The sequence below is a fragment of the Bradyrhizobium sp. UFLA06-24 genome, from assembly GCF_054967145.1.
Genome location: NZ_JADFUE010000102.1, coordinates 1 through 15,175 on the forward strand (window position 1 = coordinate 1; position 15,175 = coordinate 15,175).

General features: G+C 58.5%; 14 protein-coding genes and 1 pseudogene. 2 read left to right on the forward strand and 13 right to left on the reverse strand.

The genetic code is table 11. From position 1 onward, the window contains the following. The 8 genes from IF809_RS36055 to IF809_RS36090 form a co-directional block, all read right to left on the reverse strand. Positions 1-905 (reverse strand): phosphoenolpyruvate hydrolase family protein (locus IF809_RS36055; RefSeq protein ID WP_462839899.1); only part of this gene is annotated, 905 nt, incomplete at its 3' end. A 133-nt stretch (positions 906-1,038) separates the two neighbouring features. Next, positions 1,039-2,151: an ABC transporter ATP-binding protein gene (locus tag IF809_RS36060; RefSeq protein ID WP_011084700.1), complete on the reverse strand. Its 1,113-nt coding sequence runs from the start codon at positions 2,149-2,151 to the stop codon at positions 1,039-1,041. Continuing rightward, positions 2,151-2,978 (reverse strand): HAD-IIA family hydrolase, encoded by an 828-nt coding sequence (locus IF809_RS36065; RefSeq protein WP_011084699.1) that lies wholly within the window; start codon positions 2,976-2,978, stop codon positions 2,151-2,153. The genes IF809_RS36060 and IF809_RS36065 overlap by 1 nt, the downstream gene beginning before the upstream one ends. After that, entirely contained in the window at positions 2,971-3,741 is a 771-nt protein-coding gene (locus tag IF809_RS36070) for an SDR family NAD(P)-dependent oxidoreductase (RefSeq protein WP_011084698.1), read from the reverse strand. The genes IF809_RS36065 and IF809_RS36070 overlap by 8 nt, the downstream gene beginning before the upstream one ends. Next, positions 3,738-4,661, reverse strand: a complete 924-nt coding sequence (locus tag IF809_RS36075) for a ribokinase (protein ID WP_020607991.1) — start codon at positions 4,659-4,661, stop codon at positions 3,738-3,740. Before IF809_RS36075 ends, IF809_RS36070 begins: the two co-directional genes overlap by 4 nt. Before the next feature lie 14 nt (positions 4,662-4,675). Further along, positions 4,676-5,536, reverse strand: coding sequence for a carbohydrate ABC transporter permease (locus tag IF809_RS36080; RefSeq protein ID WP_011084696.1), 861 nt, complete (start codon positions 5,534-5,536; stop codon positions 4,676-4,678). 12 nt (positions 5,537-5,548) lie between these two features. Beyond that, positions 5,549-6,511, reverse strand: coding sequence for a carbohydrate ABC transporter permease (locus IF809_RS36085; protein ID WP_011084695.1), 963 nt, complete (start codon positions 6,509-6,511; stop codon positions 5,549-5,551). Positions 6,512-6,580: 69 nt separating this feature from the next. Further along, entirely contained in the window at positions 6,581-7,966 is a 1,386-nt protein-coding gene (locus IF809_RS36090) for an ABC transporter substrate-binding protein (RefSeq protein ID WP_011084694.1), read from the reverse strand. Between the two features lie 358 nt (positions 7,967-8,324). Here IF809_RS36090 and IF809_RS36095 point away from each other — a divergent pair, with 358 nt between their 5' ends. After that, on the forward strand, positions 8,325-8,543 hold the full coding sequence (locus IF809_RS36095) for a hypothetical protein (RefSeq protein ID WP_161966258.1): 219 nt from the start codon (positions 8,325-8,327) through the stop codon (positions 8,541-8,543). A gap of 44 nt (positions 8,544-8,587) precedes the next feature. Here the strand turns inward: IF809_RS36095 and IF809_RS36100 are convergent. From IF809_RS36100 to IF809_RS36115, 4 genes and pseudogenes are all read right to left on the reverse strand, one after another. Continuing rightward, positions 8,588-8,843: pseudogene (locus tag IF809_RS36100) on the reverse strand (IS5/IS1182 family transposase); the annotation flags it as partial. A 79-nt stretch (positions 8,844-8,922) separates the two neighbouring features. After that, the gene (locus IF809_RS36105) at positions 8,923-9,285 is read right to left on the reverse strand and encodes a Wadjet anti-phage system protein JetD domain-containing protein (RefSeq protein ID WP_026312353.1); all 363 of its coding nucleotides are present in this window, start codon (positions 9,283-9,285) and stop codon (positions 8,923-8,925) included. After that, complete coding sequence (locus tag IF809_RS36110; protein ID WP_014497905.1) at positions 9,282-9,626, reverse strand: hypothetical protein; 345 nt, start codon at positions 9,624-9,626, stop codon at positions 9,282-9,284. The genes IF809_RS36105 and IF809_RS36110 overlap by 4 nt, the downstream gene beginning before the upstream one ends. 557 nt (positions 9,627-10,183) lie before the next feature. Continuing rightward, positions 10,184-10,354 (reverse strand): hypothetical protein, encoded by a 171-nt coding sequence (locus tag IF809_RS36115; protein ID WP_014497906.1) that lies wholly within the window; start codon positions 10,352-10,354, stop codon positions 10,184-10,186. 36 nt (positions 10,355-10,390) lie between these two features. Here IF809_RS36115 and IF809_RS36120 point away from each other — a divergent pair, with 36 nt between their 5' ends. Further along, complete coding sequence (locus tag IF809_RS36120; RefSeq protein WP_340050700.1) at positions 10,391-10,765, forward strand: c-type cytochrome; 375 nt, start codon at positions 10,391-10,393, stop codon at positions 10,763-10,765. A 684-nt stretch (positions 10,766-11,449) separates the two neighbouring features. On the opposite strand, the gene rpoN is transcribed toward IF809_RS36120, so the two are convergent. After that, positions 11,450-12,904 carry an RNA polymerase factor sigma-54 gene (gene rpoN, locus IF809_RS36125; protein ID WP_011084688.1) on the reverse strand — a complete coding sequence of 485 codons (1,455 nt, stop codon included), beginning with the start codon at positions 12,902-12,904 and terminating at the stop codon, positions 11,450-11,452. Positions 12,905-15,175 lie beyond the last annotated feature (2,271 nt).

Consider the following 15,175-nt stretch of genomic DNA (forward strand, 5'->3'; position numbering starts at 1 on the left):
ATTCTACGCTTGCCAGAGCCGGCCTCCCCCCAGATGAGGACCGGGCGGGGGGTCGCCGCAACGCGTCTGGTGATCTCAAGGATGCGCTTCATTGCCGAGGACTGTGCGATCACGCCGTGCCTGAAACCACTCAACTGCAGCTGCCGTTCGAGCAGATCCACCTTCTCGCGCAACAGGTGGATGGTCTTGAAGCCCGACGTCACCTCGAGGACCGACATCTCCAGAGGCACGCGGTCCAGCGAAGAGCCTCCGATGAAACCTTGGATTCCGGTCTCGCGGCAGATGTCGAGGAGTTCGTCCGGCTTCGTAATGGGGCCGCCCCCAAGCAGGCAGATGGTGCTCTTGTTGACGGATTGAGCAACGCGCGCAACGGCGCTCGTACGCGCTGCAAGTTCAGACAGGCTGACCGACGGATCGGCTCCGCTTTCAACCGCGCGGTTTAGATTGAAGTTGATGCAAATGGCCTCGGCGCCCGCTTCGACCATTCGACGCGCCTCGGATTGACTGCGCGTATAGGCAATTGTCATCAGGCCGCGTTTTGCAGCTTTCACGAGGAGCTCGATTTCCCGGGAGTAACCAAGACCACACTTCTCGAGCAATGACCTGCGCTCATCGTCGATGTGTATGACCGATGGGAAGTTGGTCACGCCGCCAAATCCCCATTTGATGATCCGATCGAGCCAACGATCAACATCGAGCTCGGGGTCGAATGTACAGGTGCCGAAGAAGACCGGCAGTTTCGTGCTGGGCAGAATTTCGGTCCGTCCGAAGCTTGCCACGAATTCGTTACTATTGCGGATTGGGAGGATCGAGGCAGGCGAGGCCCCACCCATGGCACGAAAACGGCCCGCATTGAGCGCGAGCACGAAATCGGCCCCCGCCCGCTCGGCGGCTCTGGCGGTCATGCCCGACCCGATCCCCGCACCAAGGACAAACGAACGGGAATTGCGGAAGAACTGCCTGATACCGGCTCCCTTCACCTCAGCCGTCCGCCTGTCGATCCTGAGCCGCGCATCATCGCACGGCTCTACGTGAAGACTAGCTCCAACTCGCAGGTGCGTGCAACCGCCATACCGCCTTTCCATTGCCCATGAACAAGTGGCAATCGGCTGGAGCGGCGGTGAGGGTGAACTTGGAGGCGCCTTTGGGCCAACCGGATTGTGGCGCCCTGGCGACGAGAGCTTCGTTTCCGGCATTACCGTAGATGTACGTGACGCTGCCGAGATGCTCGACGAAATCGACCCCAAGTTCAATCGAGATCTCCTGCTGCCCGGGCATTGACGAGGAGAAGTCGTCCGGGCGAATTCCAACAGTGACCGGCTTGCCAACCAGCATCTGGTCCGGCTGGACCGGAACGGAGATCGTGGGCCCGGCGTCCAACCGGACATCCATGCCATGTTCATGAGCTGCTTCGACCTTGCCGCCCAGGAAGTTCATCTTGGGCGAGCCGATGAATCCTGCAACAAAGCGCGAAGCGGGATTGTGATACAGATCGTGCGGGCTGCCGACCTGTTCGATGTTGCCGTCCTTGAGCACCACGATCTTGTCAGCCAAGGTCATCGCCTCCACCTGGTCATGCGTCACGTAGATCATGGTATTTCCGAGCTGCTTGTGGAGCTTGGCGATCTGAACCCGCATCTGCACGCGCAAATCGGTGTCCAGGTTGGAGAGCGGCTCATCGAACAGGAAAACTTTTGGTTCTCGCATGATGGCGCGCCCGATTGCGACGCGCTGGCGTTGCCCTCCTGAAAGTTGTCGAGGCTTGCGCTCCAATAGATGGTCGATCTGCAATAGCGATGCTGTTTTGGCTATCTTGGCGGCGATCGCGGCTTTCCCGGCTTTGGCCATGCGCAGGGGAAAGGCCAGGTTCTCTTTCACCGTCATATGCGGATAGAGAGCGTAGCTTTGAAAGACCATGCCGAGGTTGCGATCGGCCGCATCGATGTCGTTGACGAGCTCATTGTCGATGAGGAGCCGCCCACCGCTGATGGGCTCGAGCCCGCCAATCATGCGCAGAAGCGTGGATTTGCCCGACCCGGACGGACCAACAAAGATGACAAATTCGCCGTGATCGATAGTCAGGTCGATATTACTCAGGATCTCGATTGTCCCAAAAGTCTTCTTGAGGCCCTCCAGGCGAACGTCGGCCATTATGCCCTCCTCTGTCGCGGTTGAGCCGCGCGAGCAGCACTTACCTCAATCTCGCGCAAGCTCGATACGATGAAGTCGGGAGCCATCAAGGACGGATCCTGACGCGTTGGCACGCCGGTTGTAACAAGCACCGTGGCAAGACCCGCCCTCTTTCCGGCTTGAATATCCGTAGGAACTTGATCTCCGATCATGATGGTCGACCCGCGCTTCGTACCGAGGCGTGAGAGCGCTGTCTCGATCATCGGCACTTGCGGCTTTCCAACGATCGAAGGCCGCACTTGCGTAGCAGCGGCCACAGCTGCAATGGTCGCACCAGCGCCAGGTTCGAACCCGCTGGCCGTCGGCAGCAGAAGATCGGGATTGGTTCCTATGAACACAGCTCCATTGAGGATCGACTCAACCGCAATTCGCAGCTTCTCATGCGTGATGTCCCGGTCAAGCCCCATCACGACAGCTTCGGGCGCTCGGTCCGTGACCTCCAGCCCAACATCTCGCATGGCCGTCACAAGCGAGGAAGCTCCGATGACATAGATTCGCGTTAGGTGCGGATAATTGGTTCGAACGAGTTCTGCGGCGGTGATAGCGCTTGTAACGACCTGAGACGGTGCGATCGAAAGACCAGATCCTCTCAGCCTGCCGACGACGTCCTCCGGGGTATGCGTTGAATTGTTCGTCGCAAAGCAGAATGGCACGCCTGCTTTCTGCCATCTCGTAAACGCCTCTATGGCATCCGCTATTGCGGTGCCGCCACGATAAACGACGCCATCCAGATCGGAGATAATCCCTTCTATCGGCGGCCAGTTGATCTTAGAGCTGAGGCTAACCATTCATCAGCATCCCACCATTCACATGGACAATCTGCCCGGTCATGTAGGAAGCTGCGGGGCTGGCCAGGAACACCGCAAGCCCTGCGATATCTTCCGGCAGTCCGACCCGGCCCAGCGGAATTCGGCCACTATGGCGCGCTTCGGTTTCCTCCCGCGGACGCCCGTGCAAGGGTGTATCGATAATCCCGGGAGCAATCGCGTTGACGTTGATCTTGAACGGAGCACATTCATAAGCGAGCAGCTTTGTCACATCGTGCACGATGGCTTTTGACAAGCAATAGTCGGCGCCGCCAGCCTGGTAGTTGAAAACAGCACCTTGAGATGACAACGAGGACCCGACATTGACGATGCGGCCGCCTTTGCTCTTCATGAAGCGCTCGATCGCCAGCTTCGCGCAACGAAGCACTGCGACGGAATTGATCTGGATGGTTTTTTCGATTCGATCGGCATTTCCGGTCAGAAGCGCCTGAGCCGATTTTATTCCGGCGTTGTTGATCAGGACATCGAGCCTGCCGAAGCGCTTGGCGATCTCATCAAGCACCCTGCCGACATCATCTTCTCGTGACACATCCATGCTCATCGGCAGGATGCCATTGCCGTGCGGCAAACGAGTCAGAATGACTCGCAGGTTTTCCAAATTCGCGTCGGTTGCCAGGACGTTCGCACCGCCTTGACGGAAAGCATTAGCTATGGCTGAGCCAATGCCTCCACCTGCACCGGTCACAAGCACGGTCCTGTCTGCAACTGAGAACTGTTCGGTCATTCCAACTCCAAGATCGATTGAGAATTCAGAAATTCGTCGACGGCCCAACTGCTAGGCATCGATCTTTGGGCGCCGCGTCGCGTCACACATAAGGCGGCAACCGCGAGCGCCTTTTTGATCGCTTCTCGTATCGGCAACCGATGAGCAAGAGAGGCTGCGAAAGCTCCATTAAAGGCATCCCCCGCCGCGGTCGTATCAACGACCTTCACAGGAAATGCGCGGAGCGCGAAAGTCGCGCTGGCATCGGCGTAGTAGGCTCCCTGCGCACCTAGCGTGATCAGCGCTGCCTTCGGCCCGAGATCGAGAAGCTTTCCAGCCGCATGAGCGGCGCCGTCGAAGTCATGCACCTCGACACCGGTGAGCTCGAAAGCTTCCGTCTGGTTTGGTGTGACGAAATCGACACTCCTCCACGCCGCGGGCGACAGGCCCGCCCTCACGGGGGCCGGATTGAAAATAAGATCGAATTCCTTGACGCTCTTCAATGCAAAAAGGTGATTGAGCGCGGGGACCGGCATGCCCATTTCGGCAACGACGATTGCGTCCCGCTCAATGAATTCGGCCGCCTTCTCGACCATGCTCGGAGTGACATTTGCATTGGCTCCCGGGTCTATGACAATCATGTTGGAGCCGTCGTCGCCGACGAGGACAAGAGCAGAACCGGATATCTCCCCCGGGCATACCTCAATGGCATCAAGGCGGACACCTGCCTCACGCAGCGCTTGCAGCAACGATCGGCCAGCGTCATCATCGCCAAGCCGGGTGTAGAAGCTCGGCCGAAGCCCCAATCGAGCGGCGGCGACCGCCTGATTTGCGCCCTTGCCTCCCGCATTCTGCTTTAAGCTTCCCATCAGGCTTTCACCCGGCGTTGGAAGCCGCTCGACGTTGAAGCAGAGGTCAAGATTGGTCGTTCCGAAGAACATCAATGGTCTGGGGCTCATTTCACGGCCCCGAAGGTAAGGCCACGTTCGAGATGACGCTGGCCAAGGATAATCAGGACGATCGGCACAATCATGGTCACCACCAAACCCGCAGCCATGACCGGATAGAACTGAACGCCTGGATTAAGCAGCTTGAGCAGGGCCACGGTGACCGGTGCTTTCGTCGAACTGAGGATCAGGCCGAGAGCGAAATTGTGCCAGGCAAGCAAGAAAATGAGCAATGAAGCGCCGATTAGGCCGGGCTTTAGAAGCGGAAGAACGATGTGCCAGACTACACGGAACGGCTTTGCACCATCCATGGCCGCCGCCTCCTCAATGTCCTTTGGGATGTCCTCGATATATGATCGGCTTAGCCAGATGATCATTGGCAGCGTGACGACCTGATAAACCCAGATCATGCCGAGATAAGTGTCATAAAGGCCAACTGTTTGGAACACGCTGAACAGCGGTATAACGACAAGGAGTGCCGGCGCGAAGCGGAAGCCCAGAATGAAGAACGCGATGTCCTCCTTCCTAGGGATATCACGTCTTGCCAAGACGTAACCTGCGGGTACGCCGGCGATCAGCGATACGAGCACCGCGCCAAGCGATATCACGACGCTATTGGCGACCGGCGTCAGGAAATCAACCTTGATGGTGCCGTAGCTTGTCGCCCCGGCCTGGGCGGCATCGAACAAAACGCGGAAGTTTTCAAATGTTGGAGTGAAGACAAAGCGCGGCGGCAAGGTCATGACCTCGGCCTGCTGCTTCAGCGACATCATCACGATCCAGACCAGGGGAAATGTCAGGATGAGCGTACAGACAACAACCAGTCCATTAAGGAACAAGCTTGCGGGCGTTAAGCGTTTGAAGCGCATTGCCAGCCTCCTCTAGCTTACGCGCTGCCGAACCAACCGCCACAATTTTACCATGGCCAAGGTCCCGAGAAGCACGATCAACCAGTTGACAACCATGAGCGCGGCACCACGCCCGAAGGCGAGGTTTTGAAAGGCTGTGATGTAGGCGCGAACCGAGAGCACGGAGGTACTGTCACCTGGACCGCCCTGGGTTGTTCCGAAGATGATATCGAACTGATTGAGCGACTCGATCAGCCGAAAGACTGCGGCGATCAGGATATACGGTGCAATGAGTGGAAGCTCAATATGGAGGAACGTCGCCCAACCCTTAGCGCCATTGATCCGCGCGGCTTCTCTGATCTCCTCGTTAATGCCCTGCAAACCGGCGAAGATGATGAGCGCAAAAAATGGTGTGTAAGTCCATATGTCGATGAGAACTAGCGAGAACATCGCCGTACCGGCGTCCGAAATCCAGGCGAAGCGGCCGATCCCGACGAGCGAAAGCAAATAGTTCAGAATCCCGTTTTGTGGATCCATCATTGTGGTCCACATCAGGGCGACGCTCATGGGCGGCAATACCAACGGAAGGAGAATGACAGGCCGCATCAATTGTGCAAGAAACACGCGGCTTGCGAACAATTTGGCGAGCGCAAGCCCAGAGAACGCTTCCGCGAGGACCGCGGAGCAGGCATACACCGTGGTCGCCCGCATGCTGTTCCAGAAATCTTGAGTCTTGATTGCCACTTCATAGTTGGTGACCCCAATGAAACGAACCAGGGGACGGCCAAACTTGAGATCGGTCAGCGATTGGAAGACGCCATAGAAAAACAGAAAAAGAAATCCGAGCAGTATGATGATCGCGGGAGCAATCGCAGCAAGGCTCCACCAGTCAAGAGCATGCTGCCCGGCGCTTTGCACCTGCTCTTTTTTGGGCGGTGCCAGTTGGCCTACCGATGATTGTAGCATCACGGTTGCGTCGATGCCTCGAAGGTTCATCGCTCACTTCTCGAAAGATACGCGGGGGTAGTGGAGGCGGCAATCCGGTGATGCCGCTCCCCGGTTGCCTTACATGGAGGAGCGAATCTCGGAGGCGAGGTCGGCCAATGTCGCCTTCACGTCCGCACCATTAACCATCTTCTGCATGGCAACTGCCCAGGCGTTCATGGCCTCGGCAAACCCTACGCGCGGCGTAAAGGCGAGCGCAGCCCGGTCCTGAACACTCTTGAAGGTATCCACGAAATTTGTGAATTCCGGTTTAGCCGCATAGTCGAGCCAAACCTTGTCGCTCCAGGTCGAAGCGCGCGGCGAGTTGACGAGCTTGCCGGCGATGGCACCGTTCAGCTCGACCTGCTTTGACGTCGCCCACTGAATGAAGAGCCAGGCCGCTCCCTTTTTCTGGGAAGCAGCATTCATGGCCAGGGACCAGATCCAGATGTTCGATTCGAAAGTCTTGCCGTTCGGAGCTCGCAGTGGCGGAGCGAAGGCAATCTTGCCCGAAGCGGGCTTGCCGGCAACATCGTTCCAGAACCCGAACATGTTAGAATCGATCGCCATCGCTGTCCGACCCGAATTGATGCCATCGACCACTTGGTACCAGTTGTCGTTGGCAAAGGATGGGGCAGCACACCTCTTGATCATCTCCACGTAGTCTTTGTGGAAGGCGATCGACTCGGGAGAATTGAGACCGGTTTCCAACTTGCCGTCCTTGACGACGAAGTCGTGTACACCATAGGACTTGGCGATTGAGATCGCGGCCGTGTGGATGCTGCTCCAAAAGCGCACTCCTCGCACACCCAGGGGCGTGATCGCGGGATCGGCAGATTTTAGCTTTTCGCATGCCGCCGACATTTCCGGCGGGGTTGTCGGAACCTTGATACCGTGTTTGTCAAGAATGTCCTTACGGTAGAACAATTGGATGTTTTCGAACCCGTGCGGGATGGCCCACACCTGACCCCGGCCCGGTTCGATCTGCCCGCCATTGACTTGCCAAGTCAGCGCGTCACGCAATGCGGGGAAGAAGTCCTTGTAGTCATAGCTTGCCGATGTGAGCTTAGGGTCGTTCAGATAGCGGTCGAGCGGCTCAAGCAGTTGACCGGGCGCAAGATCCCAAGCCGGTTGAATTCCTGTGCCGACGACATCCCACGAGGGCGATTTTGTGCTCAGCTGGATGGTCAGCTTATTCCAATAGGCATCGTCCGGATAAAGCTCGGGCGTCACCTTGATGCCCGTCAACTTCTCGAACTCAGGAAGCTGTGCTGCAACCGCGTCAGCATATGGATGGATGTCGTAAGCCCAAACGATCGAAGCGCCCTCGAACTGGCGCCAGTTGATATCCTCCGCTTTGGCCTGGCCGAAAGATGCGGCCGCACCGGACAAGAGAGTTGAGCAAATCAGAGCGGCTTTGACGAAATGGTAAGAATGGCCGCGCGGTGCGGCTAGCGTCCTTGGCATTGGTCCCTCCTCTGGGCTCTTCGGCCCTCAAGTTCACGTGCCTGTCGTCTTCCAGGGCCGCGAGTGTTGGTAACGCTAGCCGTGATTTTCCGCCCTTATGCACCCATTCAGATCGAAGTTGGGTATTTTTGGGTAAGTCAAGAAAACAGCGTTACAGCAGCCGTTGCAAAAGCCATGGGGAGATGATCAATGCAGGCCCATGTTCAGACCCCGCGCAGCCAGCCTACAAACGAGGGCCGAGCCGGGCCAACCGCCCGAGCTGATGCATAGTAGCTCGTTCGAATCCCTCTGTTAATCTCACCTTGCGGCACGGACGCCTCGATCTTGTTCTTGATTGTGCTGCTTTTAAGAGGGACGAGTGCTTGATGCATTGCCGCAACCTTTCTCGATCCGCAAACAATCTGGTCTCTCAACCCGCCATATTGCAGGACGAAGCTCGAGCGCGACCGCGAGCATCAGCAACAAGGCGTTGCGGATTAGGCCCAACGAAAGCCTCAGCCAGGCTGAGGGTGAGGCGGAGATTGTGGTCGACGGCGGTGAAGGCGATGTTGGCGGCGTCCCCCTCCCGGCCCTTTGAGATGGCAGCGACCGAGATGCCCGTCGCTCTTCATGTGGCCATTCACGGCTCGATGACTGAGAGGCGCCTGAGCCGATGCGCAGATAAGATTGCCGCAACTTAAGGCCGCACTCGCGGGCCAGCCGATTGGTTAATCGCCGCATATTCCAGCTTGGCATCGGTCGGGAGGTGATGGTCTTGGGCTGAACGGTGGTCTCCACCGTCGCTGCTTGAGATCGCGCGTCCGCAACGCGCCGGTCTCATGCGCCCCCTCAAGCTCTCGGCCAGCAAGAGCTCCAGCTTGTCACCGAGCCGCTTACGTCAATGGCCAAGCGTGCCCGTTACGCAAGCTGGCGCCCTGGTCAGTCCGAACGCCTACGTGGGCGTAGGAAGAATCGGATCAAGCTCCTCCTGCTCGAGGATCTTGGATCCATCTTTGGCCAAGTATGCCGCCAGTGAAGCGATGCCGGAGTTTGGTGGGCAACGAGCGGGTGCGGACTTTTTGGTCGGCGCCCGCCCCGAGATGCGGCAGGATCGGTCGTCCGACGGCGCGCTCCATCGTGTGGAATATCCAGGTGCCGTCCGGATCGATATCCGACCAGTGAAAGATCGGGGTTTGTTCGGACACCATTGCCGAGATCGTGCGCAGGGCCTGTTGGCTGGCAAGCGAGGGATACCCGCCAACATACAGCGTAGCACCCAGTCGAGCGGCGTCGGCCTCGGCGACGTGCCTGTTGAAGCTTGCCAAGTTTTCGATCGTCAAAACATACGCCGGCGGCTCCCGGAAGCGGACATGATCTGCCTCCTTAGGCGCGATCCCGAGATGAGCGGAGTGGCTCCGGAGAGATCGGCCCCAAGAAGATCGATCTTACCCGCGATCAGCAGCGGCGGGGCAAAGCGTTCCAGCCCGATCGCCCGCAGTGCCTCGCGGGGCCGCGCGCCCGGAGGAAACTCGAGGACGCCACTCAGGAGCCGAACCACGACGCCTTCAACGCGTTCCAGCGTCTTGCTGTGCCTCACCGTCCGTCGCGAGAAGGTCTTATAGTCCACGTCGAGATGCTTGTTGTCCAGGATGGCCTGGGCGAGATCGAAGGCGTGGCGCAACGTATCGACATCGGACGAAGCGACCCGCGGGCTACCGCTCCCGGTCGATCAACGACGGATCGACTGGTGCGCGCATCCGCACCTGAAGCGGTGGTTCGATCTGGTCAAGGCAGGCCGGGCGTGATCCGCGCGCAGCGGCGTTCATCGAACCATGATCGCCGCCCGGCGCGACCCTAACGATCAGCTGGCCGGCGTATGGTAGCCTTTCGGTTGCCATGCGCGACCCTTGAGGCGATCCATGGCCATGATCGAGTCCGCCGCCCCATCCGCGCCGCAAGTCCAGCGACATGGCTCGATCTTTGACTGTAGGAGGCGCTTCATCCAGAATAAGAGTTTAGGACTTTGGTTCTTTGAATGCCTTCTTCTTCAAGGCGGATAAATAATTTCCTCGAACTCTTGGACGAGATTTACCGGCCAAGCGCATTTCTAGCGTCACAACAAGTTCCTCAAATTTTTTGCGTGTTGCGCCCGCCAGAGGTCGTTGCCGATAATAGCTGTACAGGCGCTCGGTTATGACAGCTGTCACCCACCGTGGCGTATCTTCCGATTCGTAAAACTCACTTATCCTGGTTATAGCTAGGGAACGAGTCGATCTCGAGCAACATGAAAGAGCAGAGCAGCGTGCGAATTGCAGATGTCTTCTCGCTGCGTATCTGCTCATCGATAAAATCAACCAGCTTTTCGCTTCCAAGGCTTTGATAGGCGATCTCGGCAACGATGGTCGGCATGACATGCTTGATCGTACCCTCGATGAACCTAAATAGCTGGGACAGCTTTTCACTCAGTACCGGGCGCGACCATTGGACGGTGTTTTGGCAACAGCTCCTTATCTGCACAACGGGTCTGTTCCGACCCTGAGAGACATGCTGGTGCCGCACGCCAAGCGGCCGATGTCGTTTTGCGTAGGCAGCCGTGCGTTCGACCCGGTCAACGTCGGGCTCGCGACGAAAGCACAGTCGTCCGAAAGCTGTGCGGCCGGTCTGACGAACTTCGATGTGTCGCTGCTTGGGAACAGCAATCGCGGACATTCTTTCGAGGGTAAGGAAACCGACTTAAGGAAACTGCCGCCCGGCATCATCGGACCAGAGTTGACCGACGCCGAACGGCGAGCGCTTGTCGAATATCTCAAGACTCTATGAGCGATGGCGTTCGACGCCGACTTGTGTGCCGGCGTCGCTAGCTTCCGCCGAGTTCGAATGCGCCTCGTCAGAACACGTGCCATTCGGCAGATTGTCCCTGCTCAGCCAGGTCATGTGTCCCTCCTGCCGGGACGTCGTCGATTGTCTTGAAGCCGCCATGAGCTCGCCGGTCCTAAGCAGCCCCGACTTGGCGCAATCCTGACGATCCCGCCCAACCGCACTTGGCGATGCTGGGCGCGGCTACAGTTGCGCACTCGAAAACCTGTTCATTTTCCAAAATCTGGGCGCTCCAAGTGTAGTTTTTACAACATTTAGCGCCGAGCTATTATGGTTAAGCCAATAATTCGCCCTACAACCTTGTTGTGCAGCGTAGCAACGAACCGGAAAGTTATCGCGGAAGAGGTGGTGGCGATCATTGGCGTGCGAGATCAGCCGGCTGCTACCGATCGGGGCCGTATATCGGCCGACAATAAGCCAAGGCGAGGACTTGGGAGGAATAAGAGCTTGGCGCCGACGGAGCCTCTGAAAACGCTCGCCCCTCTTAGACGGCAGTCGGCCTATACTACCTCTCCTCAAATGCCGCGCCAGAAGCTTCCTTCCATCACCATCAACAATCTCGCTCCAAAGGCCCGCTTTCAGAGACCTCCAAAGCTACGCTTCCGGATTAAATCGACAGCTGGGGGTTTATTTATCGAGGCCAGTTCCGCCCGATGCTCTACTGTTCATCGTTGACCACATATTGTCGCGGCGGCGCTGCACCGAGGACCGAATGCGCATGGCTTCGCGGTACTTCGCGACCGTGCGGCGGGCAATATCAATGCCCGAGACTCGCAGGCGCTCAACGATCGCGTCATCGGACAGAACCGCTGACGGCTCTTCGGATTCGATCAGCTGCTTGATGCGGTGACGCACCGCTTCAGCGGAATGCGCCTCACCGCCATCCGCCGAAGGGATCGATGCCGTGAAGAAATATTTCAACTCGAATGTGCCGCGATTTGTTGCCATGTATTTGTTGGCGGTGACGCGCGACACCGTGGATTCATGCATCTGGATGGCCTCGGCAACGGCCTTTAGATTCAGCGGCCGCAAATGCGCAACACCAAGGGTAAAGAAGCCGTCCTGCTGACGCACGATCTCGGTCGCAACTTTCAGGATGGTGCGGGCGCGCTGGTCGAGCGCGCGCACCAGCCAGGTCGCGTTCTGCAGCGCGTCGTTGAAGTAGGACTTATCGACGTCCTTGCCGATCTTCTTCGACAGCTTGGAATAATAGGTCTGGTTGACCAGCACGCGCGGCAAGGTGTCGCTGTTGAGCTCGACATGCCAGCCGCCATCAGGAGCCGGACGGACATAGACGTCGGGTACCATCGTCTGCAGCCGCGCCGACCCGAACTTCATGCCCGGCTTGGGACTGAGCCGGCGGAGCTCGTCGATCATGTCGGCGATGTCCTCGTCGTCGACGCCGCAGAGCTTGCGCAAGCTCGCGATGTCGCGCTTGGCGAGGAGATCGAGATGCTCGACGAGGGCCTGCATCGCCGGATCGTATCTATCGAGCTCGCGGAGCTGGATCGCCAGGCACTCGCGCAAGTTACGCGCACAGACGCCGGGCGGATCGAACTCCTGCAGGACGGCAAGAACGTGCTCGACATCCTCCTGCGTTGCGCCGAGCCGCTCGGCGGCCTGGCCGAGATCCGGCGGCAGATAGCCGGCTTCGTCGACGAGATCGATCAGATACTGCCCGATCATGCGCTGCGCCGGCGCGGTGAATGCGACCGACAGTTGTTCGGCCAGGTGGTCGGACAATGTTGTCTCGGACGCGACAAACGCTTCGAGATTGTAGTCTTCGTCACCCGAGCCGCCGCCACCCCATTCGGTATAGGTGGTCATGGCGCCATCCCGGGCGTCGCGCACTTGGGCCTCGGCCAGCTGATCGCCGCTGACCTGATCGACCTCAGTCGGGGCTTCGGCCCCAGCTGCATCGTCACTGGCACGCTCGAGCAGCGGATTACACTCCAGCTCTTCCTCCACGAAGGTCATGAGGTCGAGATTAGATAATTGCAGCAGCTTGATCGCCTGCATCAGCTGCGGCGACATGACCAGCGACTGGGATTGCCGGAACTCTAATCTTTGCGTGAGCGCCATGAAGCAAGAACCGTTACTGAAGTTGGTCTGCGTTTTGCTCATCTAGTCAGGAGCTGATCTAAGCGCTTTGATGTCGCGCAAAAGCGGATGCGAGGTGAGATGAAGGCAGCGAACAACGGAATCCGACACTCAGTCGGAGCTCCCTCGTCAATCCCCATTGTGCGCGAGATGAGAGGACTAGGAATTCGGATGCGGCACTGTGACGCGAGGGCATCAACAAACAGGACAGCTTCCCGTGGCGATACTCCTATCAAGGACTTGCAGTCCCCGGCAGTTTCGGTGAGTTCTGCGCGTAGCCGCGATCCTCCACCCTCCCGCAGGAGCGCCGGCAACAGCTGCGCGGGGCTCAGGATCAGTGCCTGCCGCCACTCAGACAGTCCCTCGCTGTCGAGCCTTGCTGCACGCTCGAATTAGCGCGAACTTCGAAGCCGATCGTGGAAGGAAGTTGCGCAAACGAATTGGCACTAGGGCTGGCAGTCGAAAATAGTTGAGGTAGCGGGTTGAACCGGCCGCAAGATCGCTATTGCGTCAAACGCGATTGCGAGGCGATCACCATTCAGCTGCCCAACGCCTGCCGCTTGTTGGCCGCTAGCGTCTGCCCCATGTGCGTCGAGAAGAGTCTCTTGTCCGGGTTGCTGACGCAAATCGGCAGAAGTTCGAATAGCGGGCATATATTGGCCTGCTCTTCGGCTTATCCTGCCGAAAGTTCCAACGTATTCGGGATGACGAATCTGGGGCCTCTGACGCATCAAATCTGGGACAGTTAGTTTCCTCCGCTTGGCCGCTGAGCGGGACGATCTTGTCGGTTTGGTCGAGAGCCCTGCGCCAGTCGCCTTGCTTGCAGCGGCCGGCCGACATACTCGCTCCGCGAGAGGCGTCCGCACGCGCGAGACCGCCATGATGTTCCTACGACCTCGAGCAACATTTCATCGCTGGCCAGCGGGGTCTTGCCAGCGCGTTGGCCCACTCCTCGCCATATCGGTGCTGCCGGTGAAGCCTGCCGCCTCCCCAAACAACACCTCTCCGAAGCTTCGGTGGGATGCCGACCCCAATCACTCGCCTCAGTGGCATCTGAGCTGCGGCGAAACGACAAGAAGAATTCGCGCTCTTGGTACAACTCACCGGGTCGCAGAGGCAAGCTCCCGAGCCGAACCCCGGCTCATCGCCCGCGTCGTCGTACCTGCCATTCGCGCTCCCGCTGCCTCTGCGCCGATGGTAGCACCATACACCGCGCTGTAGAACACCGCAGCGGAAGTTGGCGCCGCGACATCTTATTCCGGCTACCGACGCAATTGAGCGGCCGCGTGAGGAGTTCGAGCGACGGATCAAGATCAAGACCGTTTGCCATCAGCGGCCGCCGCGGCAATGCCGTCCTGGCCTGCTCACCCCCGGCCAGATCAACATGCGCAAGGTCGACGGCTGGAGACCCCTCACCACAAATCCTTCGATAGGTAACTTGGGACGCGCCTAGTTGTGGGGCGCGCACCATAGCCACAATGCAATGCGCATCGCGATTGAACTCGCTGCGCACGGGCAGGTAGCTTCATGTTAGTGGAAATCGCGCCGACATTGCCGCAGCTGGCAAGCCTCGATTGCACAACGCGAAGCATCAACTTCTCGATAAGGGCCGCGCTGCCGCTCAGGTGAAGGGCCTGGCTTCAGCGATCACGGCTTCGTCCAGCGGCAAGCCCCTGCCATAGGGACGAACCAGCTTTCGCGGGCGGTCGCATCGAGCAGCGGCACCTCAGTTGCCTGATTGATATGGCCGGGACGGCCGGCTGGCGCAGCCTCGAGAGCCTCGAGACGGTTGGTGGCGAGAATGAAGATGTTGTCATTGTTGCTTCAACCCGTTCATTGCGTTGAGCAGCCTGTTTAGCAACACTTACTTGCAAAAACCTATAACAGCGCGATTCCTGGCAAACAGATCGACATCCTCGATCTGAAACGGATGGAACTTCATATCAATAGCGCCGGGATCGCGTGGTCGGTATGACAAAGCATGCGATTTACCGCCTAGGACCTGCATTGTCCGAACTAGGAAATCCAGCCTCAGGCGAGTCTGACGCAGCGAGACTTGCATGAAGCGCCGACGCCCCTAGGTCCACGCCAGCCACTGATAAACACCGGACACGCGCGCCGGATGCGCTTGCCCCGTCATCTGGTTTGAGCCAATTCCGTTGAAGTACATCGTTGAATCCACTAGAGATCGGCTATCCCGACCGCAGCAGATGAATCGCAAAGGAAGAGCCCGCCGACGCAGGGTCCTTGATC